The 23,191-nt window shown below is 69.8% G+C and carries 25 protein-coding genes, 2 tRNA genes, 1 other RNA gene and 1 pseudogene; 13 read left to right on the top strand and 16 right to left on the bottom strand.

The window, feature by feature from the left end:
- Positions 1-16: 16 nt before the first annotated feature.
- Positions 17-1,318, bottom strand: coding sequence for an MATE family efflux transporter (locus AB0K67_RS24860; RefSeq protein WP_364064532.1), 1,302 nt, complete (start codon positions 1,316-1,318; stop codon positions 17-19).
- 283 nt (positions 1,319-1,601) lie between these two features.
- Between AB0K67_RS24860 and dnaB the strand changes: the two genes are divergently transcribed.
- Together dnaB and AB0K67_RS24850 are read left to right on the top strand one after the other, a co-directional pair.
- Positions 1,602-3,887 carry a replicative DNA helicase gene (gene dnaB / locus AB0K67_RS24855; RefSeq protein ID WP_364064529.1) on the top strand — a complete coding sequence of 762 codons (2,286 nt, stop codon included), beginning with the start codon at positions 1,602-1,604 and terminating at the stop codon, positions 3,885-3,887.
- A gap of 152 nt (positions 3,888-4,039) precedes the next feature.
- Positions 4,040-4,489: a universal stress protein gene (locus tag AB0K67_RS24850; RefSeq protein ID WP_364064526.1), complete on the top strand. Its 450-nt coding sequence runs from the start codon at positions 4,040-4,042 to the stop codon at positions 4,487-4,489.
- Positions 4,490-4,502: 13 nt separating this feature from the next.
- On the opposite strand, the gene soxR is transcribed toward AB0K67_RS24850, so the two are convergent.
- The gene (soxR, locus tag AB0K67_RS24845) at positions 4,503-5,003 is read right to left on the bottom strand and encodes a redox-sensitive transcriptional activator SoxR (RefSeq protein WP_364064523.1); all 501 of its coding nucleotides are present in this window, start codon (positions 5,001-5,003) and stop codon (positions 4,503-4,505) included.
- Between the two features lie 52 nt (positions 5,004-5,055).
- Between soxR and AB0K67_RS24840 the strand changes: the two are divergent.
- Positions 5,056-5,895: pseudogene (locus tag AB0K67_RS24840) on the top strand (SMP-30/gluconolactonase/LRE family protein); the annotation flags it as partial.
- Between the two features lie 116 nt (positions 5,896-6,011).
- Here the strand turns inward: AB0K67_RS24840 and AB0K67_RS24835 are convergent.
- Both AB0K67_RS24835 and AB0K67_RS24830 read right to left on the bottom strand, forming a co-directional pair.
- Positions 6,012-6,740, bottom strand: coding sequence for an ABC transporter permease (locus tag AB0K67_RS24835; RefSeq protein ID WP_364064520.1), 729 nt, complete (start codon positions 6,738-6,740; stop codon positions 6,012-6,014).
- A complete protein-coding gene (locus tag AB0K67_RS24830; RefSeq protein WP_364064518.1) occupies positions 6,737-7,642 on the bottom strand; it encodes an ABC transporter ATP-binding protein in 906 nt (301 codons plus the stop codon). Before AB0K67_RS24830 ends, AB0K67_RS24835 begins: the two co-directional genes overlap by 4 nt.
- Before the next feature lie 109 nt (positions 7,643-7,751).
- Here AB0K67_RS24830 and AB0K67_RS24825 point away from each other — a divergent pair, with 109 nt between their 5' ends.
- The 3 genes from AB0K67_RS24825 (at position 7,752) to dnaN (ending at position 11,350) form a co-directional block, all read left to right on the top strand.
- Complete coding sequence (locus tag AB0K67_RS24825) at positions 7,752-9,179, top strand: histidine kinase (protein WP_364064515.1); 1,428 nt, start codon at positions 7,752-7,754, stop codon at positions 9,177-9,179.
- The gene (locus AB0K67_RS24820; protein WP_364064512.1) at positions 9,176-9,826 is read left to right on the top strand and encodes a response regulator transcription factor; all 651 of its coding nucleotides are present in this window, start codon (positions 9,176-9,178) and stop codon (positions 9,824-9,826) included. Before AB0K67_RS24825 ends, AB0K67_RS24820 begins: the two co-directional genes overlap by 4 nt.
- A gap of 423 nt (positions 9,827-10,249) precedes the next feature.
- Positions 10,250-11,350, top strand: a complete 1,101-nt coding sequence (gene dnaN / locus AB0K67_RS24815; RefSeq protein WP_364064509.1) for a DNA polymerase III subunit beta — start codon at positions 10,250-10,252, stop codon at positions 11,348-11,350.
- On the opposite strand, the gene AB0K67_RS24810 is transcribed toward dnaN, so the two are convergent.
- From AB0K67_RS24810 to upp, 7 genes are all read right to left on the bottom strand, one after another.
- A complete protein-coding gene (locus AB0K67_RS24810) occupies positions 11,328-11,825 on the bottom strand; it encodes a MarR family winged helix-turn-helix transcriptional regulator (RefSeq protein ID WP_364064506.1) in 498 nt (165 codons plus the stop codon). The genes dnaN and AB0K67_RS24810 overlap by 23 nt on opposite strands.
- A gap of 39 nt (positions 11,826-11,864) precedes the next feature.
- A complete protein-coding gene (locus tag AB0K67_RS24805) occupies positions 11,865-12,551 on the bottom strand; it encodes a FadR/GntR family transcriptional regulator (protein ID WP_364064503.1) in 687 nt (228 codons plus the stop codon).
- 100 nt (positions 12,552-12,651) lie between these two features.
- Positions 12,652-13,995, bottom strand: coding sequence for a helix-turn-helix transcriptional regulator (locus AB0K67_RS24800; RefSeq protein ID WP_364064501.1), 1,344 nt, complete (start codon positions 13,993-13,995; stop codon positions 12,652-12,654).
- A 95-nt stretch (positions 13,996-14,090) separates the two neighbouring features.
- A complete protein-coding gene (locus AB0K67_RS24795) occupies positions 14,091-14,624 on the bottom strand; it encodes a PH domain-containing protein (protein WP_364064499.1) in 534 nt (177 codons plus the stop codon).
- Positions 14,621-14,779, bottom strand: coding sequence for a hypothetical protein (locus tag AB0K67_RS24790; RefSeq protein ID WP_355417480.1), 159 nt, complete (start codon positions 14,777-14,779; stop codon positions 14,621-14,623). The genes AB0K67_RS24795 and AB0K67_RS24790 overlap by 4 nt, the downstream gene beginning before the upstream one ends.
- Before the next feature lie 97 nt (positions 14,780-14,876).
- Positions 14,877-15,101 (bottom strand): hypothetical protein, encoded by a 225-nt coding sequence (locus AB0K67_RS24785; protein ID WP_364064496.1) that lies wholly within the window; start codon positions 15,099-15,101, stop codon positions 14,877-14,879.
- 348 nt (positions 15,102-15,449) lie between these two features.
- Positions 15,450-16,088: a uracil phosphoribosyltransferase gene (gene upp, locus AB0K67_RS24780; protein ID WP_364064493.1), complete on the bottom strand. Its 639-nt coding sequence runs from the start codon at positions 16,086-16,088 to the stop codon at positions 15,450-15,452.
- A gap of 544 nt (positions 16,089-16,632) precedes the next feature.
- Here upp and AB0K67_RS24775 point away from each other — a divergent pair.
- The 4 genes from AB0K67_RS24775 (at position 16,633) to AB0K67_RS24760 (ending at position 18,188) form a co-directional block, all read left to right on the top strand.
- The gene (locus AB0K67_RS24775; RefSeq protein ID WP_364064491.1) at positions 16,633-17,142 is read left to right on the top strand and encodes a tRNA adenosine deaminase-associated protein; all 510 of its coding nucleotides are present in this window, start codon (positions 16,633-16,635) and stop codon (positions 17,140-17,142) included.
- A 17-nt stretch (positions 17,143-17,159) separates the two neighbouring features.
- Positions 17,160-17,636 carry a tRNA adenosine deaminase-associated protein gene (locus tag AB0K67_RS24770; protein WP_364064488.1) on the top strand — a complete coding sequence of 159 codons (477 nt, stop codon included), beginning with the start codon at positions 17,160-17,162 and terminating at the stop codon, positions 17,634-17,636.
- A 14-nt stretch (positions 17,637-17,650) separates the two neighbouring features.
- Positions 17,651-18,088 (top strand): tRNA adenosine(34) deaminase TadA, encoded by a 438-nt coding sequence (gene tadA, locus AB0K67_RS24765; RefSeq protein WP_364064486.1) that lies wholly within the window; start codon positions 17,651-17,653, stop codon positions 18,086-18,088.
- A 10-nt stretch (positions 18,089-18,098) separates the two neighbouring features.
- A tRNA-Ser gene (locus AB0K67_RS24760) sits at positions 18,099-18,188 on the top strand.
- Between the two features lie 226 nt (positions 18,189-18,414).
- Here the strand turns inward: AB0K67_RS24760 and AB0K67_RS24755 are convergent.
- The 3 genes from AB0K67_RS24755 to AB0K67_RS24745 form a co-directional block, all read right to left on the bottom strand.
- Positions 18,415-18,711: a type II toxin-antitoxin system VapB family antitoxin gene (locus tag AB0K67_RS24755; protein ID WP_364064483.1), complete on the bottom strand. Its 297-nt coding sequence runs from the start codon at positions 18,709-18,711 to the stop codon at positions 18,415-18,417.
- Positions 18,712-18,759: 48 nt separating this feature from the next.
- Positions 18,760-19,602, bottom strand: coding sequence for a neutral zinc metallopeptidase (locus tag AB0K67_RS24750; RefSeq protein WP_364064480.1), 843 nt, complete (start codon positions 19,600-19,602; stop codon positions 18,760-18,762).
- Between the two features lie 74 nt (positions 19,603-19,676).
- Positions 19,677-20,621, bottom strand: coding sequence for a neutral zinc metallopeptidase (locus AB0K67_RS24745; protein ID WP_364064478.1), 945 nt, complete (start codon positions 20,619-20,621; stop codon positions 19,677-19,679).
- A gap of 98 nt (positions 20,622-20,719) precedes the next feature.
- Between AB0K67_RS24745 and AB0K67_RS24740 the strand changes: the two genes are divergently transcribed.
- Positions 20,720-21,361: a LysE family translocator gene (locus AB0K67_RS24740; protein WP_364064475.1), complete on the top strand. Its 642-nt coding sequence runs from the start codon at positions 20,720-20,722 to the stop codon at positions 21,359-21,361.
- 85 nt (positions 21,362-21,446) lie between these two features.
- Here the strand turns inward: AB0K67_RS24740 and AB0K67_RS24735 are convergent, their stop codons facing one another.
- Positions 21,447-21,917 carry an HIT family protein gene (locus AB0K67_RS24735; protein WP_364064472.1) on the bottom strand — a complete coding sequence of 157 codons (471 nt, stop codon included), beginning with the start codon at positions 21,915-21,917 and terminating at the stop codon, positions 21,447-21,449.
- Between the two features lie 373 nt (positions 21,918-22,290).
- Between AB0K67_RS24735 and AB0K67_RS24730 the strand changes: the two genes are divergently transcribed.
- Positions 22,291-22,719 carry a DUF6463 family protein gene (locus tag AB0K67_RS24730; protein ID WP_364064469.1) on the top strand — a complete coding sequence of 143 codons (429 nt, stop codon included), beginning with the start codon at positions 22,291-22,293 and terminating at the stop codon, positions 22,717-22,719.
- A 165-nt stretch (positions 22,720-22,884) separates the two neighbouring features.
- Here AB0K67_RS24730 and AB0K67_RS24725 read toward each other — a convergent pair.
- Positions 22,885-22,972 (bottom strand) — tRNA-Ser (locus AB0K67_RS24725).
- A 104-nt stretch (positions 22,973-23,076) separates the two neighbouring features.
- Between AB0K67_RS24725 and ffs the strand changes: the two genes are divergently transcribed.
- Positions 23,077-23,172: signal recognition particle sRNA small type (ffs, locus tag AB0K67_RS24720), an RNA gene on the top strand.
- Positions 23,173-23,191: the final 19 nt, after the last annotated feature.

Genomic DNA, 23,191 nt, shown 5'->3' with positions numbered 1-23,191 from the left:
AGCAAGCACAATCCGGTTACGCGCCGGTTACCAGCCAGGCGGTGCCGGCCGCGCGGCGTACGAGGGTGACCAGGCGTGCCACCATCCACACGCCGAGCGCACACCACAGTGCGACCACGCCGATCCCCGAGGCCAGCAGGGCGGCCGGCAGGTACGCCAGCGTCGTCCACACCCCGGCCCACGCCAGGTAGCGCTGGTCGCCCGCGCCTATGAGCACGCCGTCGAGCACGAACACGATCCCGCAGATCGGCTGGAAGAGCGCCACCGGCCACAGCAGGTCGAGCAGCAGCCCGGCCACCGCGGGCTCGGCGTCGAACAGCCCCGGCACCAGCGGTCTTGCCGCGATCACCAGCAGGCCGAGCAGCGCGCCCGACCACAGGCCCCACTGGACCATGCGGCGAGTGGCGTCCCTGGTGGCCGGCACGTCGCCGGCGCCCAGCGAGCGTCCGGTGATGGCCTGCCCGGCGATCGCGATGGCGTCGAGGGCGAACGCGAGCAGCGTCCAGACCTGTGTGGCCAGCGCGTACGCGGCCAGCTCGGCCTCGCCCATCCTGGTGGCGATCGCGGTGGCGGCGAGCAGCACGATGCGCAGGCATACGGTACGGATGAACAGGGCGACGCCCGCCGTGCCCGCCTGCCTGATCCCCTGGAATGACGGGGTGAGCGGGGTGTGGTGCCGCAGCGCGCCGCGCGCGACGACGACGAGGTAGACGGCCGCGCCCCCGCTCTGCGCGATCACCGTGCCCCACGCCGACCCCGCGATGCCCCAGCCGAGCCCCAGCACGAACCAGGCGTTCAGCGCGGCGTTCGCGGCGAACGACCCCACGGCCACCACCAGCGGCGTCACCGTGTCCTGCAGGCCGCGCAGCACGCCGGTGCCGGCAAGCACGACCAGCATCGCGGGCGTGCCGAGCAGGCTGATCCGCAGGTACGTCACCGCCTGCGCGGCCTGCGTACCGCTCGCGCCGAACCAGCTCACGATCTCCGGCGCGAGCGGCCAGCACGCCGCGATCAGCGCCACGCCGAGGCCGATGGCCAGCCAGATGCCGTCCACACCGCTGCGCATGGCCCGCGCGTGCTCGCCCGCGCCGGTCTGCCGCGCCACCTGCGCGGTCGTGCCGTAGGCGAGGAAGACGCACAGGTTCACCAGCGTCGTCAGTACGGTGCCCGCCACGCCCAGAGCGCCGACCGCCGTGGTGCCCAGGCCGTGGCCGACGATGGCATAGTCGGCGAGCAGGAAGAGCGGTTCGGCGACGAGCGCGCCGAACGCGGGCACGGCGAGTCGGAGAATCTCCCGGTCTCTGGATGTAATGGGCATTTGTCCATTATGGACATTACACGGCGTGTGAGGCCAACTTTCTTTTCTCCACAGCCAGTGGACACCGTTCGCCCTGCTCAGAGGGGCTTCGGTGGATATCTGAAACAGTTATCCCCAGCCCCGTCCACAGGCCGTTCACATCCTCAGGCCAGTCGTACACAGGTTGACCACAGGGTTGTCCACAGGCCACGTTGCCGAGCGACCCGGACTCCGCGAAACTGTCACACCGGTCGACTACAAGTGGGGGTGGTGCGACCACCTGCGAGTTGCACGAGGGGGCGCGGTGAGCATTGACGACGAGGCCGTCGGCGGTCCTGGATTCGAGCGCACACCTCCTCACAACATCGAGGCGGAGCAGTCGGTCCTGGGCGGCATGCTGCTGTCGAAGGACGCCATCGCCGACGTCGTGGAGATCCTGCGCTCCGACGACTTCTATCGTCCGGCTCATCAGATCATCTACGACGTCATCACCGAGCTGTACGGCCGGGGCGAGCCCGCCGACGCCGTCACCGTCTTCGACGAGCTGCAAAAGCGCGGCGAGATGGCCCGAGTGGGCGGCGCGGCCTACCTTCACACGCTGACCGCCGTCGTCCCCACGGCCGCCAACGCCGGCTACTACGCCAAGATCGTCCGGGAGCAGGCCGTCCTACGCCGCCTCATCGAGGCCGGCACCCGCATCGTCTCCTACGGCTACGGCGGCCAGAACGAAGAGGTCGACGACCTCGTCGACCGTGCCCAGGCGGAGATCTACAAGGTCACCGAGCGGCGCACCTCCGAGGACTACGCGCCGCTGTCGGAGATCATGCCCGGCGCGCTCGACGAGCTGGAGGCCATCGGCAGCCGCGGCGGCCAGATGGTCGGTGTCCCCACCGGCTTCGCCGACCTCGACCAGCTCACCAACGGCCTGCACCCCGGCCAGATGATCGTCGTCGCCGCGCGGCCCGCCATCGGCAAGGCCCTCGCGCTCGACACGCCGCTGCCCACCCCGTCGGGCTGGACGACGATGGGCGAGGTCCAGGTGGGCGACCTGCTCATCGGCGCCGACGGGCGGCCCACCACGGTCGTCGCGGCCACCGAGGTGCTGCACGGGCGGCCCTGTTACGAGGTGGAGTTCAGCGACGGCACGGTGATCGTGGCCGACGCGCTCCACCAGTGGCTCACCGCCGATGACGGGGGGCCGGCTCGGGTCCGTACGACGGAGGAGATCGCCGCCACCGTGCACACCGGCCACTCCGTCGCCAACACCCGCCCCCTGGAGCTGCCGGATCGCGACCTGCCGACGCCCCCGTACGAGCTGGGCACCCACCTCGCCACGGCCTTCGGCGCCTCCGGCGCGAAGATCGCTCCGGGCGCCTCCGGCGTGGAGGCCGCTCTGGATGCCTCCGGCGCGGAGACCGCTCCGGGCGTTTTCGGCGCCTGTGACACGTTTGGCGCGTGTGGCGCGGACGGCGGTTCGCTGGGCGCGCAGGCCCAGGCGGAGCCGTGCGGGCGCATTCCCGGGGCGTACCTGCGGGCGTCGGAGGAGCAGCGCAGGGCGCTCCTGGCGGGCCTGCTCGACGCCGCCGCCACCATCGACGACACCGGCACGATCCGGCTCACCCTCGCCGACGCCGACCTGGCCGGTGACGTCCGCGAGCTGATCCACGGCCTGGGCTACTCGGTGTCCGCAGACGAGGCAGGCACCGGCCACACGATCACGTTCACGCCGCCTGACAAGGTGTTCCGGCGCAGCGACGCCAACGTCCACATCGACACCGCCGCCGATACCCTCCACCGCACGATCACCGGCGTCCGCCCGGTGCCGTCGGTGCCGGTGCGGTGCGTGGAGGTCGACAACGCCGACCACCTCTATCTCGCCGGCCGTACGCTGATCCCCACCCACAACTCCACGCTCGGCCTCGACTTCGCCAGGTCCGCGGCGATCAAGCACGGCATGACCACGGTCATCTTCTCGCTGGAGATGTCCCGCAACGAGATCGTCATGCGCCTGCTCTCCGCCGAGGCCCGCGTCGCGCTCCACCACATGCGCTCCGGCATGATGGGCGACGAAGACTGGACCCGCCTGGCCCGCAGGATGAGCGAGGTGGCCGAGGCGCCGCTGTTCATCGACGACTCGCCCAACATGTCGATGATGGAGATCCGCGCCAAGTGCCGCCGCCTCAAGCAGCGCAACGACCTGCGGTTCGTGGTCATCGACTACCTCCAGCTGATGAGCTCGCCGAAGAAGGTCGAAAGCCGCCAGAACGAGGTCTCCGAGATCTCGCGTGCCATCAAGCTGCTGGCCAAGGAGCTGGAGGTGCCGGTCATCGCGATCTCCCAGCTCAACCGAGGCCCCGAGCAGCGCACCGACAAGCGCCCACAGGTGAGCGACCTTCGCGAATCGGGATCGATCGAACAGGACGCCGACATGGTCATCCTGTTGCACCGGGAGGACGCGTACGAGCCGGAGTCGCCGCGGGCGGGTGAGGCGGACCTGATCGTGGCCAAGCACCGTAACGGTCCCACGGCCACGGTGACGGTCGCCTTCCAGGGCCACTACAGCCGATTCGTGGACATGGCCCAGCACTGACGCCCGCGCTTCGAGCGCGGCGAAGGGGGCGCACACGCGAGCGGCCCGCTTCTTACGCCGGGCGTTCTGTGACGGAACAGACAATCCGCTCAGGAATGGCCGGTGATCGCTTCGGTGCTCTACGAGATGACCGAAGCGAAGGGAAGCAAGCCATGACCATCCTTGTCGCCTACGACGGCTCGGCCGACGCCCGCGCCGCGATCGAGTTCGCCGCCAAGCACCTCACCGCCGAGCCCACGGTCATCGTCACCGTCTGGGAGCCGCTGCTCGTTCAGCTCAAGAAGTTTCCGCTGGCCGTGAGCTCCATCGACACCAGCACCGAGGACGAGGCGCACGCCCAGGCGGAGCACCACGCCAAGGAGGGCGCCGAGCTGGCCATCGCGTCCGGGCTCACCGACGTCACCTACCGGGCGGTGGCCGACCACGACTCCATCTGGAAGACGATCGTGGACGTGGCCGACGAGATCGACGCCTCGCTGATCGTCACCGGCTCGCGCGGTCTGGCCGGTGTGCGGTCGGTGCTGCTGGGCAGCGTCTCCAACCACGTGCTGCATCACGCGCACCGGCCGACCCTCATCGTTCCGCCCGCCAAGAAGGCGTAGCCGGAGCCAAGGCTCAGGACGCCGTGTCGCAGCAGGGCCGGCGCTGGGGCGGTGGGCAGATCCGGGTGTCGATGCGCCGCGCGCCGGGCCCCTCGTCGCCCAGCCGGTCGTACGGGTTGGCGACCGGGCACCGGTCGAGCGACAGGCAGCCGCACCCGATGCAGTCGGTGAGGTCGTCGCGCAGCCGCTGGAGCTGCTCGATGCGGTCGTCCAGCTCGCTGCGCCAGGCGGCCGACAGCCTGGCCCAGTCCTCGCGGGTGGGGGTGCGTTCGTCGGGAAGCTCGCTGAGCGCGTCCTTGATGACCTTGAGCGGGATGCCGATGCGCTGCGCCAGCCTGATGAACGCGACCCTGCGCAGGGTGTCGCGCGTGTAACGTCGCTGGTTGCCGGCGGTGCGGCGGCTGCTGATGAGGCCCTTGCTCTCGTAGAAGTGCAGGGCGGAGACCGCGACGCCGCTACGTTCGGCGAGCTGCCCGACGGTCAGCTCCTTGGTGTTCCAGGCGACCTTCGACATACCTCGACATTACTTCAGGGACTGCGGGCCGGACCCCCGTAGGGTGGTCGCCATGACGGACACGATCCCCACTGAGTTCGAGGTGCTCGACGAGCGCATGGCCGCGGTCGGCGGCGACACGACTATCGAGATCCTGTACAGGGGCACCCGCTGGGGCGAGGGGCCGGTCTACTTCCCGGCCGGCCGGTTCCTGGTCTGGAGCGACATCCCCAACGACCGCATGCTGCGCTGGGACGAGATGACCGGCGCGGTGGGCCCGTTCCGGCGGCCGTCCCATTACGTCAACGGCAACACGCTCGACCGCGAGGGCCGGCTCATCTCCTGCGAGCAGGGCCCGCGCAGGGTCACCCGCACCGAGCACGACGGCTCCGTCACGGTGATCGCCGACCGGTGGCAGGGCAAGCGCTTCAACAGCCCCAACGACGTCGTCGTACGCTCCGACGGCTCCATCTGGTTCACCGACCCCCCGTACGGCATCCTCAGCGACTACGAGGGCGTGGCCGCCGAGCCGGAGATCGACGGCTGCCACGTCTACCGGGCCGACCCGGTGACGGGCGAGGTGCGGATCGTGGCCGACGACTTCGACCGGCCCAACGGGCTCGCGTTCTCGCCGGACGAGCGGCTGCTGTACGTGGCCGACACCAGGCGCAGGCACATCCGCGTGTTCGAGGTGCGGGACGACGGCACGCTCGGCGGCGGCAAGGAGTTCGCCGCGGGAGGCGAGCAGGACTCGTACGACGGCATGCGGCTCGACAACAAGGGCCGCGTGTGGACGGCGGCCGGCAAGGCGGTGCTCTGCTACGACCCCGACGGCACCCTGCTCGGCCGGTTGAAGCTGCCCGAGCCGGCCGCGAACCTGGTGTTCGGCGGGCTCAAGCGCAACCACCTGTTCATCGCGGCGGCGACCTCGCTGTACTCGCTGCTGACCAACGTCACGGGAGCGCGCCCGGTGTGGGCCACCGGACGCTGCCCCGCCCCGCCGCGCCCCTGCTCCGGCGGGTGCGCGGCTCACTCCCATCGGAACAGCCGTACGGCCAGGCCCCCGAAGACGATCAGCCCCGCGGCCACCACCACCAGGTGGAGGAGCTGCGGCGCCTGTCCCGCCCAGGAGTCCCTGAGCGCCTGGGCGAACGGCCCGGCAACCGAGTAGTCGCTGATCATGCGCAGCACGTCCGGCATGACGTCGCGCGGCACCCACATCCCGGCGATGAACATCAGCGGGAACATCACGGCCGACCCGATGCCGGGCGCGACCTTGGCGTTCGGCGCGAGCGAGGCGATGACCAGCCCCATGGCGAGCAGCGCGGCGGTGCCGAGCAGGAACACCAGCACGAACCACCCCATCTGGCGCGGCGCCGCCGAGCCGAACACCAGCGCCCCCGTGAGGATCAGCAGTGTCGTGGTGACGATCCCGATCCCGAGGTTGATCAGCAGCTGTACGCCGAGCAGCCGCCCAGGCCCGACCGGCGTGGTGGACATCCGCCTGAGCACGCCCTGCTCCCGGTAGGTGACCAGGGTCGCGGGCAGCGCGCTGCACGACAGCGTGAGCAGCGACAGCAGCGTCATCATGCTCGGCCACTGGGCGTCCACGAACCGCTCGCCGCCCGCGTCCGCCCGGGTGAAGTCGGGGATGCTGAGCCCCAGCACGACCAGCAGCGCGAGCGGCAGCAGGACCGTGAACAGCAGCAGCGGCCACTCGCGCAGGTGCAGCTTGGTCTCCGTGACGAGCAGCTTCATGACAGCTTCCTTCCGGTCAGCGCGAGGAACGCGTCGTCCAGCGTGGCCTGCTCGATCCGCAGGTCTCCCGGGACGACCTGGTGGTGCGCCAGGGCGAGGGTGACGGCGGGCGCGAGGTTGCCCGAGCCGGTGACGACGACCTGCTCGCCGCTCCTCGACACCTCGCGCACCTCGGGCAGCGCCAGCAGCAGCGCGTCGTCGACCGGCGCGGACGGCCGGAACCGCAGCCGCTGCTCGCCGCCCACCTGCGCGATGAGCCCCGCTGGGGTGTCGGTGGCGACGACCCGGCCCGCGTCGATGAGCGCGATGCGGTCGCAGAGCCGTTCGGCCTCCTCCATGAAGTGCGTGACCAGCACGATCGTCACGCCGGACGTGCGTACCTGCTCGATCAGCTCCCAGGTGTCCCTGCGGGCCTGCGGGTCGAGCCCGGTCGTCAGCTCGTCCAGCACGGCCACGCGCGGCCGGCCCACCAGGGCCAGCGCCACCGAGAGCCGCTGCCGCTGACCGCCGGACAGCTTCTTGAACGCGGTGTCGCGCTTGGGACCGAGGCCGACCCGCTCAAGCAGCTCACGCCAGTCGGCCGGGTCGGGGTAGAAGGAGGCGTACAGGTCGAGCGCCTCCCACACCTTGATCTTCTCCGGCAGCGCGGCGCTCTGGATCTGCATGCCCAGCACGCGGCGCAGCTCGTCGCGGTCGGTCGCCGGGTCGAGCCCGGCCACGCGTACGGTGCCGCCGTCGCGCTCGCGCAGCCCGGCGACGCACTCGACGGTCGTGGTCTTGCCGGCGCCGTTGGGGCCGAGGATGCCGAAGATCTCGCCCTCGGCCACCTCGAACGACACGTCGGCTACCGCGAGGTGGTTGGGGTACTGCTTGCGCAGGTTCCTGACCTCGATGACTTTCATGCCATCGACGCTAGGAACGCGACCTCACGCGCGGAATCTCGCTAGATGCCCGGCAAGGGTGTACCTAGGTGCAGTGTGGCGACCCCGCCCGCTGTCGCAGACTGATGTCATGCTCAACAGGTACGGCCACGTCGCCGCGCTGCTGGCGCTCGGTGCCGTGCAGGTGCCCATGATCGTGGCGAGCGGCGTGCTGCTGCTGTTGTCGTTCGCGCTCGGCATGGTCTTCCTGTTCCCGCCGCAGGTGATGATGGTCAGGCGGATGGCCGAGCTGCACCGGCGGCTGGTCACTCGGCATGCCGGCATCGCCGTCGAGTCGCCCTACCTGCCGCCGCCCCCGCCTCCGGTGCCGCAGGCCGACGGCATGTACCGCTCCGATCGCACGCTCTACAAGACCCCTCGCGTGCCCGCGTGGAACAACCGGTGGCGGTGGCTGGTCAGCGACCCCGGCACGTGGCGCGACCAGAGCTGGCTGCTGCTCGACCCGCTGGTCAAGGTGCTGCTGCTGCCGGCGCTGCTGCTGGTTCCCGGTCGCGGCCTGCGTCTGTACGCCCGCTGGTGCCGGCTGCTGCTCGGCGCCACCGCCGCCAGCCGCCTGGCGGCCCAGGTCGGCCACCTCAGGCGCACCCGCAATCTGGCCGCCGACTCGCAGGCGGCCGAGATGCGCAGGATCGAGCGCGACCTGCACGACGGCACGCAGGCCAGGCTGGTCGCCATCGGCATGACGCTGGGCGCGGTCGAGCAGCTCGTGGACACCGACCCGGCCGCGGCCAAGGCGCTGCTCGCCAAGGCCAGGGAGGCGTCGTCGGAGACGCTCACCGAGCTGCGCCGGGTCATCCGCGGCATCCACCCGCCGGTGCTGGCCGAGCGCGGCCTGGCCGACGCCGTACGCGCGCTCGCCATGGACAGCCCGCTGCACGTCACCGTCGACGTGGACCTGCCGAAGCGGGCCGAGCCGCCGGTGGAGGCGGCGGTCTACTTCGCGATCAGCGAGCTGCTGTCCAACGCCGCCCGGCACGGCGGCGCGCAGGAGGCCACCGTGGACATCAGCGCCCACGGCCCCCACCTGCGCGTCACGGTCATGGACGACGGCATGGGCGGCGCGGACCCGTCCAAGGGCAGCGGCCTGGCCGGCATCGAGCGGCGGCTGGCGGCGTTCGACGGCGTGCTCGCCGTGCACAGCCCGCCCGGCGGCCCGACCACGGTCACCATGGACCTGCCCCACGTGCTGCCGGAGCCCGAGAGCGCGACCCGCAAGATGCCCAGGTGGAAGATGATCGTCGTCGGGCTCCTCTGGGCCACGGCCTGGTGCCCCACCTTCCCGCAGGGCGTGGTGGCCGCCATCTTCAAGATCTTCGACATCGATGAGAAGGCGTGGTTCCTCGCCCTTTACCTGCCGCCGCAGTGGCAATGGCCGACGATCATCGGCATGATCGTGCTAGGTGTCGTCATGCACGTCATGGCCATTCGCATCCCCGCCGCTCACGACAACCAGCGCTTCCTGCTTTACTCCAAGCCGCTCAATCCCTGGATTCCATGAACCGCGTTCTCGTCGCAGAAGACCTCTACCTGCTGAGGGACGGCCTCGTCCACCTGCTCCAGGCCCACGGCTTCACCGTCGTCGCCGCTGTCGAGAGCGGGCCAGAGCTGCTCAAGGGCCTGCTCGAACTGCGTCCAGACGTCTCCATCGTCGACGTACGGCTGCCGCCCACCCACACCGACGAGGGCCTGCAGGCCGCGCTCGCGGCCCGGCGGCAGGTGCCCGGCCTGCCCATCCTCGTGCTGTCCCAGCACGTCGAGCAGCTCTACGCCCGCGAGCTCCTCGCCGACGGCTCCGGTGGGATCGGCTATCTGCTGAAGGATCGCGTCTTCAACGCCGAGCAGTTCATCGACGCCGTACGCCGGGTCGCCGCCGGCGGCACCGCCATGGACCCCGAGGTGATCGCCAAGCTGCTGGCCAAGAACTCCAAGCGGCAGCCGCTCGACCACCTCACGCCGCGCGAGCGCGAAGTGCTGGAGGCCATGGCCGAAGGACGCTCCAATGCGGCGATCTCCCAGCGGCTCTACCTGAGCGAGAGCGCCGTGGCCAAGCACACGGCCTCCATCTTCGCCAAGCTCGGCCTGGCCCCGTCGGACGACGACAACCGCCGCGTGCTCGCCGTACTGGCCTACCTCAACAGCCGCTGACCACCCTGCCTGCACGCCTTCCACCGCCGCCGATCCCGTCGCACCGAGTCGCCGGCGGGACGAGCCGGCGCGCCTCCCGCCTCCTTCGACCTCAGCCCGCACGGACCTGCAGGTCCTCGCTGTGCTCGTGTGCTTCGGGGGCCTTTCGGGCCGGGCGCACCTCTACTTCCCTTTGGTCCTCGGCCGTGGGGGAGCTGTAGGCCGTCGCTGTGCTCGTGTGCCTCGGGGGCCGCTTCGGACCGGGGCGGAGTTGTCGGTTGCAGGGGGCCGCCACCCCCACTTCCCCTCTGGTCCTCAGCCCTTAGGACCTGCAGGTCGTCGCCACGCTCGCGTATCTCAGGGGCTACTCAGACCCGGGCGGAGTTGTCGGTGGCACCGGCTATTTTCATAGGGCAGGTGGCGGCGAAGAAGAGGTGGTATGAGGTGAAAATCCGGGTTAACCGCGATGTTCTGGCAGATGCTGTGGCATGGGCGGCCCGCATTCTTCCGAGCCGCCCCGTGGTGCCCGTCCTGTCCGGGCTGCTGCTGGAGGCGACGGACGACCTCCTGACGCTGTCCGCGTTCGACTACGACGTCTCGGCGCGCGCCGAGGTCGACGCCCACGTGTCCGAGGCGGGCCGGGTGCTCATCCCCGGCAAGCTGCTGGCCGAAATCACCCGCAGCCTGCCCGCCGACGACGTCGAGCTGGTCACCGAGGGCACGGAGGCGGTGCTGACCTGCGGCAGCGCGGAGTTCGGCCTCATCACGATGCCGGTCGAAGACTTCCCGTCGCTGCCCGCCATGCCGCCGGCCATCGGCGCGATCGGCGGTGGCGTGTTCGCCTCCGCGGTCGGCCAGGTGGCTCCGGCCGCGAGCCGCGACGACACGCTGCCCATGCTCACCGGCATCAGGGTCGATATCGAGGGTGAGTCGGTGACCATGGCGGCGACCGACCGTTACCGCATCGCCGCCCGCGACTTCACCTGGCGTCCCGCAGCCCCCGGCGTCGCGGTGTCGGCGATGGTGCCCGCCCGGGTGCTGGTCGAGGTGGCCAAGTCGCTGCGCGGCGGCGAGGTCTCCGTGGCGATGGGCGACGGGGTGGCCGGGTTCGAGAGCGTCGGGCGCAGGACCACCGTGCGGCTGCTCGACGAGCAGTTCATCGACTACCGCTCCCGGCTGACCACCGACTGGTCGATCAGGGCCGACGTCCCGGTGGCGACGTTCGTCAACGCGGTCAAGCGGGTGGCGCTGGTGGCCGAGCGCAACACCGCGGTGCGGCTGTCGTTCAGCCAGGGGCAGGTGCTGGTCCAGGCGAGCGGCGGCGACATCGGGCGCGGCGCCGAGGTGGTGCCGTGCGAGCTGCGCGGCGACGACATCCAGATCGCGTTCCAGTCGCAGTTCCTGCTCGACGGGCTCACCGGCATCGAGACCGAGCTGGCCCGCATCAACCTCGAATCGCCCACCAGGCCCGCGCTGATCCAGGACGTGCCGGGCGACGCCAACCCGGCGTTCCGCTACCTCGTCATGTCCCTGCGTCAGGTGTGAGAGCGGCCTGTGTCCCCGCGTCGGCCATGGTCGCCGTCTGACGTGCGGCGACCAGCCGGAAGACGCGCTTGAACTCCGCGTACGCCTCCTCGCCCACGGCCCGCGCGTGTGCCGCCTCCATGGCGGCGAGGATGGCGTCCGAGCGGGCGATGAGGTCGCGCCCCTTGCCGGTGGGCACGATCAGCTTGGCACGCCGGTCGGCGGGGTCGCGTCGCCGTTCCACGTAACCGAGCTCGACCAGCTCGTCCACGAGCGTGCCGATGACCTGCTTGTGCCGGCCCGAGCGGGCGGCCAGGTCCGTCGCCCGGGTGCCGGAGTCGTCGAGATAGGCCAGCACGGCGCCGTGGCGGGGCCGCAGCTTGTCATGCCCCTGCACGGCCAGCTCGGCGAACAGGGCGCGCTGCAGCGCGAACAGCGTGCGCCCGGCCAGCATCCCGAGATCGGGATCCTCGTGCGCACGCCGGCTTCTGTCCATGTGCGCCATCGCCCGGCAGCTTCCGCCCGTGCGAACGGCTCAGGACTCGGATTCGGACTCGGTGAGCGCGATGAGGATGTGCTCCATGCAGGCGTGCCCGGCCCGCTCGGCCGCCGTCGCGTCGCCGGCCGCGATGGCCCTGGCGATGGCGTCGTGCGGGATGTAGCTCTTGTTCAGCGACGTGCCCGCGGCCGTGATGCTGGCCCGCAGTGCCGCCGAGAAGTCCTCGTACAGGTCGATGAGAACGAGGTTGTGCGTGGCGTGCGCGACCGCCATGTGGAAGGCCAGGTCGGCCTCGACGAAGAAGTCGGGGTCGTCGAGCTGCCAGGCCCGCTCCCGCTCGGCCAGCGCCTCCTCGATGCGCCGGATGTCCTCATCCGTGCGCCGGGTGGCGGCCAGGCGGGCCGACTCGACCTCGAGCGCACGGCGTACCTCGAGGATCTCCAGCTGCTCGGCCTGGCGCAGCCGCCGCAGCATCGCGCCGGACAGCTCGCTCGTCGCGCGCACGTAAGTGCCGTCGCCCTGACGGCACTCGAGCAGCCCGGCGTGTGTGAGGGCGCGTACGGCCTCCCGGACGGTGTTGCGGCCCACCCCGAGTTGCTCGGCGAGCGCGGTCTCGGTCGGGATCTTGCCGTTCATCGGCCACGACCCTGAGGTGATCTGCTCTTTCAGCTGCTCGATCACCTGATCGACGAGCGAAGCCCGCTGCGCCGTACGCAGACTCACAGTCCGCCTCCTCCGGGGAAACCAATCATCCTATGAGTCAATGACTGGTAGACCCTCATTATTCCAGACTCACTAGGCCAATCTGGAAGCTCCCGGAGGTTCAGCGAGAAACTGTGGCGTCAATCGTCACCCCTGCCATGGCGGAGCGAACTCCGGCAGCTTCAAGGGCTTTACGATATGCGGCCGTCTGCAGTGCCTTGGACTCGCCCCTGCCATAAAGGTCGCCCAGCTCACGCCAGCACCGTGCGGCCTGGCGATCCGAGCCGAACACCGGCCGGTTGAGCGTGTCGAGCAGCTCGTGCGCGGTGCTCAGATGCGCGGTCGCGTCGCCGTCCTGCTCGAACGCCACGGTGGCCAGCACCAGGTGCGCCTCGGCCGCGGTGGTGCCCGAGCCGTCGTGCTCGAGCCCGGACGCCTTGACGGCCAGCTCGCCCGCGCCCATGAAGTCGCCGGCGCGCAGCTTCACCCGCGCGTGGACGATCAGGCTCTCGCCGTATTCGCGTACGGTGGACGGGAACACCGAGAACGCCCTGACGGCCTCGCCGGCCAGCCGCTCGGCCTCCTCGATCGGGCCCGCGCCCATCCTGGCCCAGTGCATCGCCGTGCGGGCCAGCAGCAGCGCGATGCGGTTCTCCCTGCCCGCCATGATCGCGTCGTCGGCGAGGCTGACGGCGAGCGCCGAGTCCTCACCGGCCGCCGCGGCCGCGCTGGCGTGCCACAACGCCTTGATCTCGGCGGAACGGTCCACAACCTCTGGGACACCCGCGGTGTCGAGCACCCGCTTGACGTACGCGAGCGCGGGGGAGTCGGTCTCGCTCTCGCCGCGCGCCTCGATCAGCGCGGCGGCCAGCTCGACGGCCACCTCGCCCTGCGTGATCTGCAGCCGCTCGGCCTGCCCCAGCGCCACGGCCGCCAGGTCGCGCGCCCGCAGCCGGTCGCCGGCCTGCTGGTAGCAGCGGCTCAGCGCGATGGTGATCGGCAGGTCCGCCAGCCGCTCGGGGTGCGCCGCCGCCTCCCTGCGCAGCCGTTCGAACGCCTCAACAGCCTGACCCAGACGGCCCTGCGCCTCGAGAGCGCGCGCCCGGCCGAACCGCGCCTGCGCGGTCAGCATGGCGTTCTCCTCGTCCGCGGCCTTCACGATGTCCGTGAAGCGGTCCGCCGCGGTGGCCGGGTCGCCATGCTGCAGCTCGAGCTCGGCATGACGGAGCCCGAGCTCGGTGTCGATGCGCTGGCGGGGCTCGATCCCGTGCAGGAGGAACTCCGTCGTGCATCCCAGCCGCTCGGCCAGGAGCCGGGCAACCACAGGAGTCGGCGTACGCTTACCCGACTCAATGAGCGAGACATAACTGTCCGACAGGTCGGGTCCGGCCAGCTGGGCCTGAGACATCCGCCTGTTCAGCCGCAATCCGCGGACGCGGTCACCGATGGTTCCCTGACTCGGCATCTCATCTCTCAAGGCGGGGAAGGGTCAACAACACGCAATGATTGCATGAAGTAGCTGAATCTGGTATCCCCGCGTGAAATTTTGCCACGTCGAGATTAATCGTCCCCGTCGTCCTTGCCGGGGAAAAGCATCTGGCAGACCTCAAGGTAGAGAGTCTCCGGATACGGAATGTATTCGACCGTTGACAGAGCCTGGTCCTGACCAGCGGATTCGAGGATGAACTCACCGTAACCGAGCATGCGCCCCAGTAGAGATCTTTGGAAGCTCATGTCGGTGACCTTGCCCAAAGGCATCATCGCGACCTTGCGCGTGATCAGCCCGGTGGTGAGCAGCATTCGTTTGGACGTCACCACAAAGTAATCGACCGACCACTCGGCGACTTTCCAAACGAAGCGGATCAGCAGCAACAGCCATAGCCACCACACGACGACCAGCGCCGTGCCGCCCGCCTCGCCGCCGCCGAAGAACCGGCTGAGGAGCCCGGCGACGATGAGGCCGCCGAGCACCTCGGCGACCGGGCGCAGCAGAATGGCGGGATGCCGCCGCACCATGATGACCGATTGTTCCTGGGGGAGGAGGTAGCGGTTGACCGACGATGGAGCAGAGTCCCCGTGGGTCACAAGTCTCATGAGAGGCTGTTCACGAATTGGGCCAGCGAGTCGGCCGCGTTGAACACCGTGTCGAACGCTCCCTTCACCGCATCCGCGGCGTCAGCTGGTCGCGCGAACAGGTAGTACGCGACAAATGCGATACCACCGTATGTGAGGACCTTTTTGACCTGCACCGTCGCCTCCGTGCCACTTACCCACTCCACCCGCCCTCTACATTACCCACCCGGGTGCCCGGGTAAAGGTGACTTGGCGGGTTGATTTTGATCTTGCTTAGCCGCGCTCGCTGGCCACCAGGGCCAGCACGTGTAGGTGTTTGCGTGCGATGCGCTCCACGAGGCTCGGATGTGCGTAGCCGGTGACCTCCAGCGCGCCGTAGTGCGCCGCTTCCACGCAGCGCGTTACGGTGGTCGCGGAGTGTATGCCGGCGAACTCGTCGCACAACATCGACTCCACGTCGGCGTACGGAGTCGGGTCCGCCTCGGTGTGATCGCTCATCGTGCCCCCACGCGCATGCGGAAGTTGCCTTCCGGTTCTCTTCGTACCCACACAACCACAGTATGTAACGAAGTGATGACGTGTCGTGACGGGTCATGGACTTTTCCGAGGAGAACTTTCCCGCCCCGGCACGTCGAGGGGCGGCCGGGACGGGCCGCCGGACCGGAAGCGCGCGAACGGAGACGGGGCATCGCGAGGCCGACGGATACTCCGTCGGAGCCCGGAGCCCGGAGCCCGGAGCCCGGAGCCCGGAGCCCGGAGCCCGGAGCCCGGAGCCCGGAGCCCGGAGCCCGGAGCCCGGAGCCCGGGAGCCGTCATGGTGTGGGGCCCGGGCTTGGGCGCCGATCGTCAGACGACGCCGTAGAGGCGGTCGCCGGCGTCACCGAGCCCCGGCACGATGTACCCGTTCTCGTTGAGCCGTTCGTCCAGCGCCGCCGTGACCACGCGGATCGGCTTGCCGGAGTTGGCGAACACCTTGTCCATGTACGCCAGCCCCTCGGGCGCCGCCAGCAGGCAGATCGCGGTGACGTCGACCGCGCCCCTGTCGAACAGGAACTGCACCGCCGCCGCCAGCGTGCCGCCGGTGGCCAGCATCGGGTCGACGACGTAGCACTGCCGCCCCGACAGGTCGTCGGGCAGCCGCGTCGCGTACGTCTCCGCCTGCAGCGTCGACTCGTTGCGGATCATGCCGAGGAACCCGACCTCGGCCGTGGGCAGCAGCCTCGTCATGCCGTCGAGCATGCCGAGCCCGGCCCGCAGAATGGGCACGACCAGCGGGTACGGCTTCGCCATCCGCACCCCCTTGGCCTGGGCCACCGGAGTCTGCACGGTGACCTCGCTGACCCGAACGTCGCGGGTGGCCTCGTAAGCGAGCAGCGTCACCAGCTCGTCCGCGAGCCTGCGGAAAGTGGGCGAGTCGGTGCGGACATCACGCAGCGTGGTGAGCTTGTGGGCCACGAGCGGATGATCGACGACGAGGGTCTCCATGGCACCCAACGGTATCTCCTGGACAACCCTGCTATCGACCCCTCGCCCGGCCCTGGAAGATCACGTCACGGGTGGTGTACGAGCTGCGCGGGCGTCGCCCTCCGTCCCTCTTCCATTGAAGACGGGTCGGTCTGAAGACGGGTGGGGCGCGTCAGAGCCCGGCGCCGGGGGCGCGGGCGTCGCTCCCCGTCACCAGGGGTCAGGGCGGTCGTGGTCGGGTAGCCGTGAGCGGTCGCCGGACTGTACGGGCGTCGCCCTCGTACTTCTTCCTCAAGGACCAGGACCGTCGCGCCCGGGTGAGGGGCGAGCGGGGCGGCAGGGGGTCCGGATGCCGCTGCCTCCCCGAAGGCCGGGGCTGCCTTCCGGCGAAGGCCGGGGCTCCCCTTCCGAAGGCCGGGGTGCGAACGGGACATTGGGGACGCGCGGGGATCACATCTTTGGTTTTGATCACAATTTGGTCGGAGAGCCACACGCCCGGTGGCCGGGTCTGGAACGATTGGGTCCCGGTGATATCTGTCGTGTCAGAGGTCGGGTGGGGATGGCGATGACAGACGAAGACGCTCTCGACTTCGCCATCGTGGTTTACCGCGAGGACGACTGCTGGCAGGCCGAGCTCCTGCCGGTCTCGCTCACGTCCGATCTGAAGGGGCTCATCCACGCCCTGAAGCAGCAGCCGAGCGAGAGCGGCACGATCGGGCTTGTCGCCGTGGGCGACGAGTTCTTCGTGGCGCTGCGGGTGCTGGGCGACCGGGTGGACGTGTTCCTGTCCGACATCGCCGCCTCGTGGGACTTCCCCCTGGCCCGTCAGGTTCTCGACTACCTCGACATCCCCGTGCCGGACGAGGAGGAGCTGGACGAGATCCTGCAGGATGAGGAGACCGTGCTCCCCGCCGGAGATCTGTCGATCTTCGCCGATCTCGGGTTGGACGAGATGGAGCTGGGCATCCTCTCCGGCGACATTGACCTGCTTCCCGAAGATGTGCTGTCCAGCATCGCCGCGCGGCTCGGGTTCTCTGAGCCGTTCGAGCGTGCCATCGAATCGGTCTTCGGCTGACTCCCTGGAGCGCGGACATGGCGTCCAACACCTTTTCTGCGGCCTTCGTCAGGACCTCCGACGGCTGGAGCGGTGCCGAGGTCGATCTCGGGGACGTCGAGATCGTCGACGACTTCGGTGACGCCGTCACGGAGGCGCTGGGTCTCACCGGCGACGAGCTCGCCCTGCTGTGCGTCGAGGTCGAGGACGAATGGTTCGCCATCGCCCGCTATCAGGGCATCGAGGAGCCCCGGGTGTTCCTCTCCGACGTGCACTCGATCGTCTCCGACCGCCTCGGCGAGCTGTTCGCCGAGTTCGCGGGGGTGGCGCCCGACAAGGAGGGCAACGGGCTCGGCGTGCGCCCTGCCGGCGACTTCGAGCTGCTCAGCGACCTCGGCGTGAGCGCCGACGAGCTGCTCGAGCTGAGCATGGAGGAGGGCATGCTGCCTGCCGACATCCTGTCGGTGATCGCCGAGCGGCTGTCCTTCGCCGACGAGCTCGACCGGTTGCGGTGACGTACGAGGACGCGATGCGTCTGGCCCTGGCGGAGGCGGATGCGGCCGCCGCCAGGGGTGAGATCCCGGTCGGCGCCGTCGTGCTCGACGAGCGCGGCGAGGTGCTGGCCGCGGCGGGCAACGACCGCGAGTCCACCGCCGACCCCACGGCGCACGCCGAGGTGCTCGCGCTGCGCAAGGCCGCCGCGCTGCGCGGTGAGTGGCGGCTGGGCGGCTGCACGCTCGTGGTGACGCTGGAGCCGTGCACGATGTGCGCGGGCGCCGCCGTGCTGGCCCGGGTGGATCGGATCGTGTACGGCGCCACGGACGAGAAGGGCGGCGCGGTGGGATCGCTCTGGGACGTCGTCCGCGACCGCCGGCTCAACCATCGGCCCGAGGTCGTCATGGGAGTACTCGCAGCTGAGTGCGGTGCGGCGCTAAAGCGGTTCTTCGCCACTCGCAGGATCCGGTAAGGTTATGCGCGGTGGTGTCGCCTAGTGGCCGAGGGCGCACGCCTCGAAAGCGTGTGATGGGGCAACTCATCCGTGGGTTCAAATCCCACCACCACCGCCATCGCCGAAGGGCCTCCGAGATCTCGGGGGCCCTTTCGCATGTTCGCCGGCGTTCGCCCATCCGCCTGCGTTCGCTCGTTCGCCTGCGTTCGCTTGTCGGAGCTCGCGCCGCCCGGCGACAACCGTAACCGTATTCACCGGCGGTTCATCGCGGAATAATGATGTTGGCCGGAAAAACAAAGAGGGGGCCGCGCGAATCTCGCGGCTCCCCTCTTTGAAATCCTTTCTCAGTTGGGCAGCTCAAGGACCCTGGCGTGCAGGATCGATCGTTGGTGCAGTGCCGCCCGCAACGCTCGGTGCAGGCCGTCCTCCAGATAGAGCTCGCCCTGCCACTGCACCACGTGCGGGAAGAGGTCCCCGTAGAACGTGGAGTCGGCCGCGAGTAGCGAGTGCAGGTCCAGCATGGCCTTCGTGGTGATCAACGAGTCGAGCCGGACCTGCCGTGGAGGGATCTGGGCCCAATCGCGGTTGGTCAGACCGTGGTTGGGATAAGGGCGTCCGTCGCCGACTTGCTTGAAGATCACCCCCCCGATTTTAGGAGAGATTCCGATTCCTCGCGTTGTCCGGCCACATCACCCCAGCGTTCCGAGGGCGCAGTCGGCCGGTGATCCGTTTTCGTATCCGCGCGTGAACGCGGCGACGCGCTGCCGCGAGCTGCCGTGCGTGAACGATTCGGGATCGATTCTTCCGGTGGTGCGTTGCTGGATCCTGTCGTCGCCGACCGCGGCCGCGGCGTCGAGCGCTTCGGCGATCTCGGCGGAGGTGAAGGGCTGCTCGTAGAAGCCGGTTTCGATCGCGTTGCGCGCCCAGACGCCGGCGTAGCAGTCGGCCTGGAGCTCGACGGCGACGGAGCTGCCGGCGTCGAGGGCGCCGAGAAGTTTCTGTACGTGGTGTCCGTACTCGTGGGCGATCACGTACGCCTGGGCGAAAGGCCCGCCTTTGGCGCCGAACTGCGAGCGGAGCTGGTCGAAGAAGCCGAGGTCGAGGTAGACGCGCTGGTCGCCGGGGCAGTAGAAGGGGCCGACGGACGAGCTGGCCGAGCCGCAGGCGGTTCTCAACCGCCCCGAGTACAGCACGGTCTTCGCCGGTCGATATCCCGAAATCTCCCTCTTCCAGTAGTCCTGGATGCTATTGACCACGCCCACCACCCGGCACTTCTCCGACTGGTCGGCGTCCCTGCCCGTCTGGCACTGCGCCGTCAGGTTGGCGGGAGGCCGCCCGTGGCCGGGCTCGGGTGTGTCGCCGACGTTGTTCAGCACTAACACCAGCACCAGGACGATCAGGCCGACGATGCCGCCGCCCCCGAAGATGATGCCGCCGGGGAAACCGGAGAACCCGGAGAAGCCGCCACCGCCGACGTCCCCGTAGTCCTCCACCTGCGACGCGTCGAGATCCGCCTGGTCTCTGAAGTCCATGCTGACATCCCTTCTCGGGGTATTGCCCGCATGACAGATTGCCCCGAACCGTGACAGACGTATCGCAGTGGGGGTCAGATACGCCCGGAGAAGGTGTCGCAGCGGTTGGGGTCGCCGGTCTCGTACCCGGTGCTGAACCAGCGCTCGCGCTGCTCCGACGTGCCGTGCGTGAAGGCGTCGGGCGTCACCCGGCCCTGGGAGCGCCGCTGAATGCTGTCGTCGCCGACGGCCGCCGCCGCGCTGAGCGCCTGCTGGATGTCGCTCTGGGAGAACGGCTGCTCGTAGAAGCCGGTCTTGACCGCGTTGCGCGCCCAGACGCCGGCGTAGCAGTCGGCCTGGAGCTCAAGGCGCACCGACGGGCTGTCGGCGCCCGGGCGGTTGTCGCGGCCCACCTTGTCCATGGTGCCGAGGAGGTTCTGTACGTGGTGTCCGTACTCGTGGGCGATCACGTACGCCTGGGCGAAAGGCCCGCCCTCGGCGCCGAAGTCGCGCTGGAGCGTGTCGAAGAAGGTCAGGTCCAGGTAGACCCTGCGGTCGGCCGGGCAGTAGAACGGCCCCACGGCGGAGTCGGCCGCGCCGCAGCCCGTCCGGACCGCTCTGGTGAACAGCACGGTCTTGGCCGGCCGGTATCCCGAGATCTGCCCCTTCCAGTAGTCCTGGATGCTGTTGACCGTTCCGACCACCCGGCAGTCCTCCGACTGGTCGGCGTCGGCGCCGGTCCTGCAGCGTTCGGCCAGGTTGCCGGTCGCGGGCGCGCTGGGCTGCCGGCCGCCGCCCTGGACACCCGGATCGCCCTGCTCGCCCGGGTCTCCGGTGAAGGGCGTCGGGATGAGGCCGAACAGGAACATCGCGGCCACCGCCAGGATCAGCAGCAGGCAGCCGCCGCCCTTGCCGCCGATCGGCAACATGCAGCCGCCCGGCATCCCGCCGAGCCCGCCGCCTCTGCCGGGGCGCCGGCCCGACGCTCGTGCGTCCTCGACCTGGGACGGGTCGAGCGGTTTGTCGTCGTCGAACTGCATCGAAGCCTCCGACCGCAGTTCTCCCCCGTAGCGTGACGATTACGCTACGCTACGAAAATTCCTGGGACTTCCGTGATATGTCCGGGTAATCTGCCTTTATGACGGCTGGGTTGATCGGCATCGCGCTGGTCTCGCTGGGCATGGTGCTCACGCCGGGGCCCAACATGATCTATCTGGTGTCACGTTCGCTCACCCAAGGTCGCCGATCAGGGCTGATCTCGCTGACCGGGGTGTTCCTCGGGTTCACGACGTACCTCATCGCCACCTGCCTGGGGCTGACGGCCATCTTCGCGTACGTGCCCGCCGCGTACACCGCGCTCAAGATCGCCGGGGCGGCGTACCTGCTCTGGCTGGCCTGGAACGCCATCAAGCCGGGCGGCGTCTCCGCCTTCGAGCCGCGCGAGCTGCCCGCCGAAAGCTCCGGCAGGCTGTTCTCGATGGGCCTGCTGACCTGCCTGCTCAACCCCAAGATCGCCATCCTGTACATGTCGCTGCTGCCGCAGTTCGTCGACCCGTCGATGGGCCACGTCCTGCTGCAGAGCCTCGCGCTCGGCTCGGTACAGGTCGCCATCGGCACCCTGGTCAACGGCCTGATCGTCATCTCCGCCGGCAGCCTCGCCGCCTTCCTGGCCCGCCGCCCGGTCTGGCTCCGCATCCAGCGCTACCTCACCGGCACGGTGCTCGGCGTCTTCGCCGTCTCCATGGCCACCGACCGCTCCAAGGCCCTCGTGACCCCCTGACCCCGGCTCAGGCGTCGAGTGGCGGGGGCCTGGCCGATGCCGAGCGGCCACGTTCGCAAGCGCACGTCGGAACCGCTACGACGGGTCAGGCACTCGATGGCGGGCTCGCCCTCAGCCGCGTCTCCTCACGGATCTCGCGGAGGTGCGTGCCACGGCGTTGACGGTGAGGACGGACAGGGCTTTCACACGTCGAGTACGGCGCGCAGCCGGTCGGCGTAGGCGCGGCGGCGTTCGGCGGGGAGCCACTCGGGCTGCGGCGGCGTGCGGTAGAGGTCGTCGCCGGGTAGCGGGGGAACAGGTGCTGGTGGAAGTGCCAGACGCTCTGGCCGCCCGCGGGCTCGTTGTGCCGGCGGGTGAAGACGCCCGCGCACTCGTACGCGGTGCGCATGGCACGGGCGAGCAGCGGGGTCGCGTCGAAGATCGCATGGCCGTCGGCGCTGGGGAGGTCGTAGATGTTCTCGCGGTGGGCGACCGGAATGATCAGCAGGTGTCCCGGGTTGCGCGGCCACCACTGGGGACGGACCATCGCGTACACCCGCTCGTCGCGATAGACCACGTCGGGCTCGCGGTCCGGGGTGAGCGGCAGAACGGGCAGTGGTAATCGGCGGGTGCGTGGTCGTGCACGGGGGTGCCTCCGGGGATCAGGCGGGTGGGGCCAGGCCGATGATGTGCGCCGCGAGCTCGCGGGCCTGCCGCTCCTCGTGTTCGCGTCCGTGAAACGGGTTCGGCGAGGAGGTGGCTGCGGCTCCCGAGGTAGGGGGAGCGAGGAAGTGGGCCGGATCGTGACGTCCTCGCGCCCCCTGGAGTAGCGAGCGAGGGGCTGGGCGCGATCGGGACGCTCTCGCCGGCGGGCCGTTCCCCGGGGTGGGGGAGCGACTTCCCCCTGCGGAGGGAACCCGGCCGGGCCGCGGCCGGAGAAGCTGGCAATCATGAGAACGACATCCGAAGCCCACGTACCAGCACTGTCCGCGCCCCCGAGCCGGCTCACCATCTGGGCCGGCCGCACCATGATCCTGATCGCGCTGCTGCACACCGCCGTATTCGTCCCTCTCGCCCCCTGGGCGAGCTGGCTCGCCGGAGACCTCCGCGGCCCTGCCGCGGACAGCGCATCGGTGGCGACCTTCTGGGCGCTGCCCGGCGGCTTCGTCGTGGTGCTGGCGCTGCTGGGGCTCCTGGTAGCGCGGGCGGGGCGGCAAGGACAGCGCATGCCCGCGTACGTCGGCTGGGTGATCCTCGCCTGGGGAGCGATGGCCGTCAGCCTGATCGGGCCGAGCGGTTTCCTCTTCATCGTCGTCCCGGCCGGGCTGCTCATCGCCGCGGACATCACCGCCAGGCGCCACCCCCGCACGTCCTCCTGAGCGCGTCCGGCCTACCGAACATGGCGATCAGGAAGGTCGACGGCGCGCTTCGCCGACGGGCGAGGAGGGAGACGCACCCGACGGGCGAGGGGGGGAGACGGACCCTCCGGGAAGACCCAAACGCCGGAGGGGGTGCGCCGTGATCACGGCGCACCCCCTCTGTGCTGGCGGAGGATGGGGGATTTGAACCCCCGATAGGTTGCCCTATACACGCTTTCCAAGCGTGCGCCCTCGGCCACTAGGCGAATCCTCCGCCGACGAGCTTACCGGACTTCCGAGGGTGCCAAGACCACCTTTTTCGGCGGGACGGGTTCCCGCAGGGTGGAGCGAGCACTGCGGCATCCGGCTAGACTGTTCACGGACCCCTCGCGCGGCGTCATCCTGTGAACCTCCCCAGGGCCGGAAGGCAGCAAGGATAAGCGGGCTCTGGCGGGTGTGCGGGGGGTCTCTTCGTTGAGAGCCCCCTCGAAGG

This window comes from Nonomuraea sp. NPDC052634 (genome assembly GCF_040678535.1).
Taxonomy (GTDB): domain Bacteria; phylum Actinomycetota; class Actinomycetes; order Streptosporangiales; family Streptosporangiaceae; genus Nonomuraea; species Nonomuraea fastidiosa.
The sequence above is the reverse complement of the archived record's forward strand: the minus strand, read 5'-3'. Positions and strand labels throughout refer to the sequence as shown.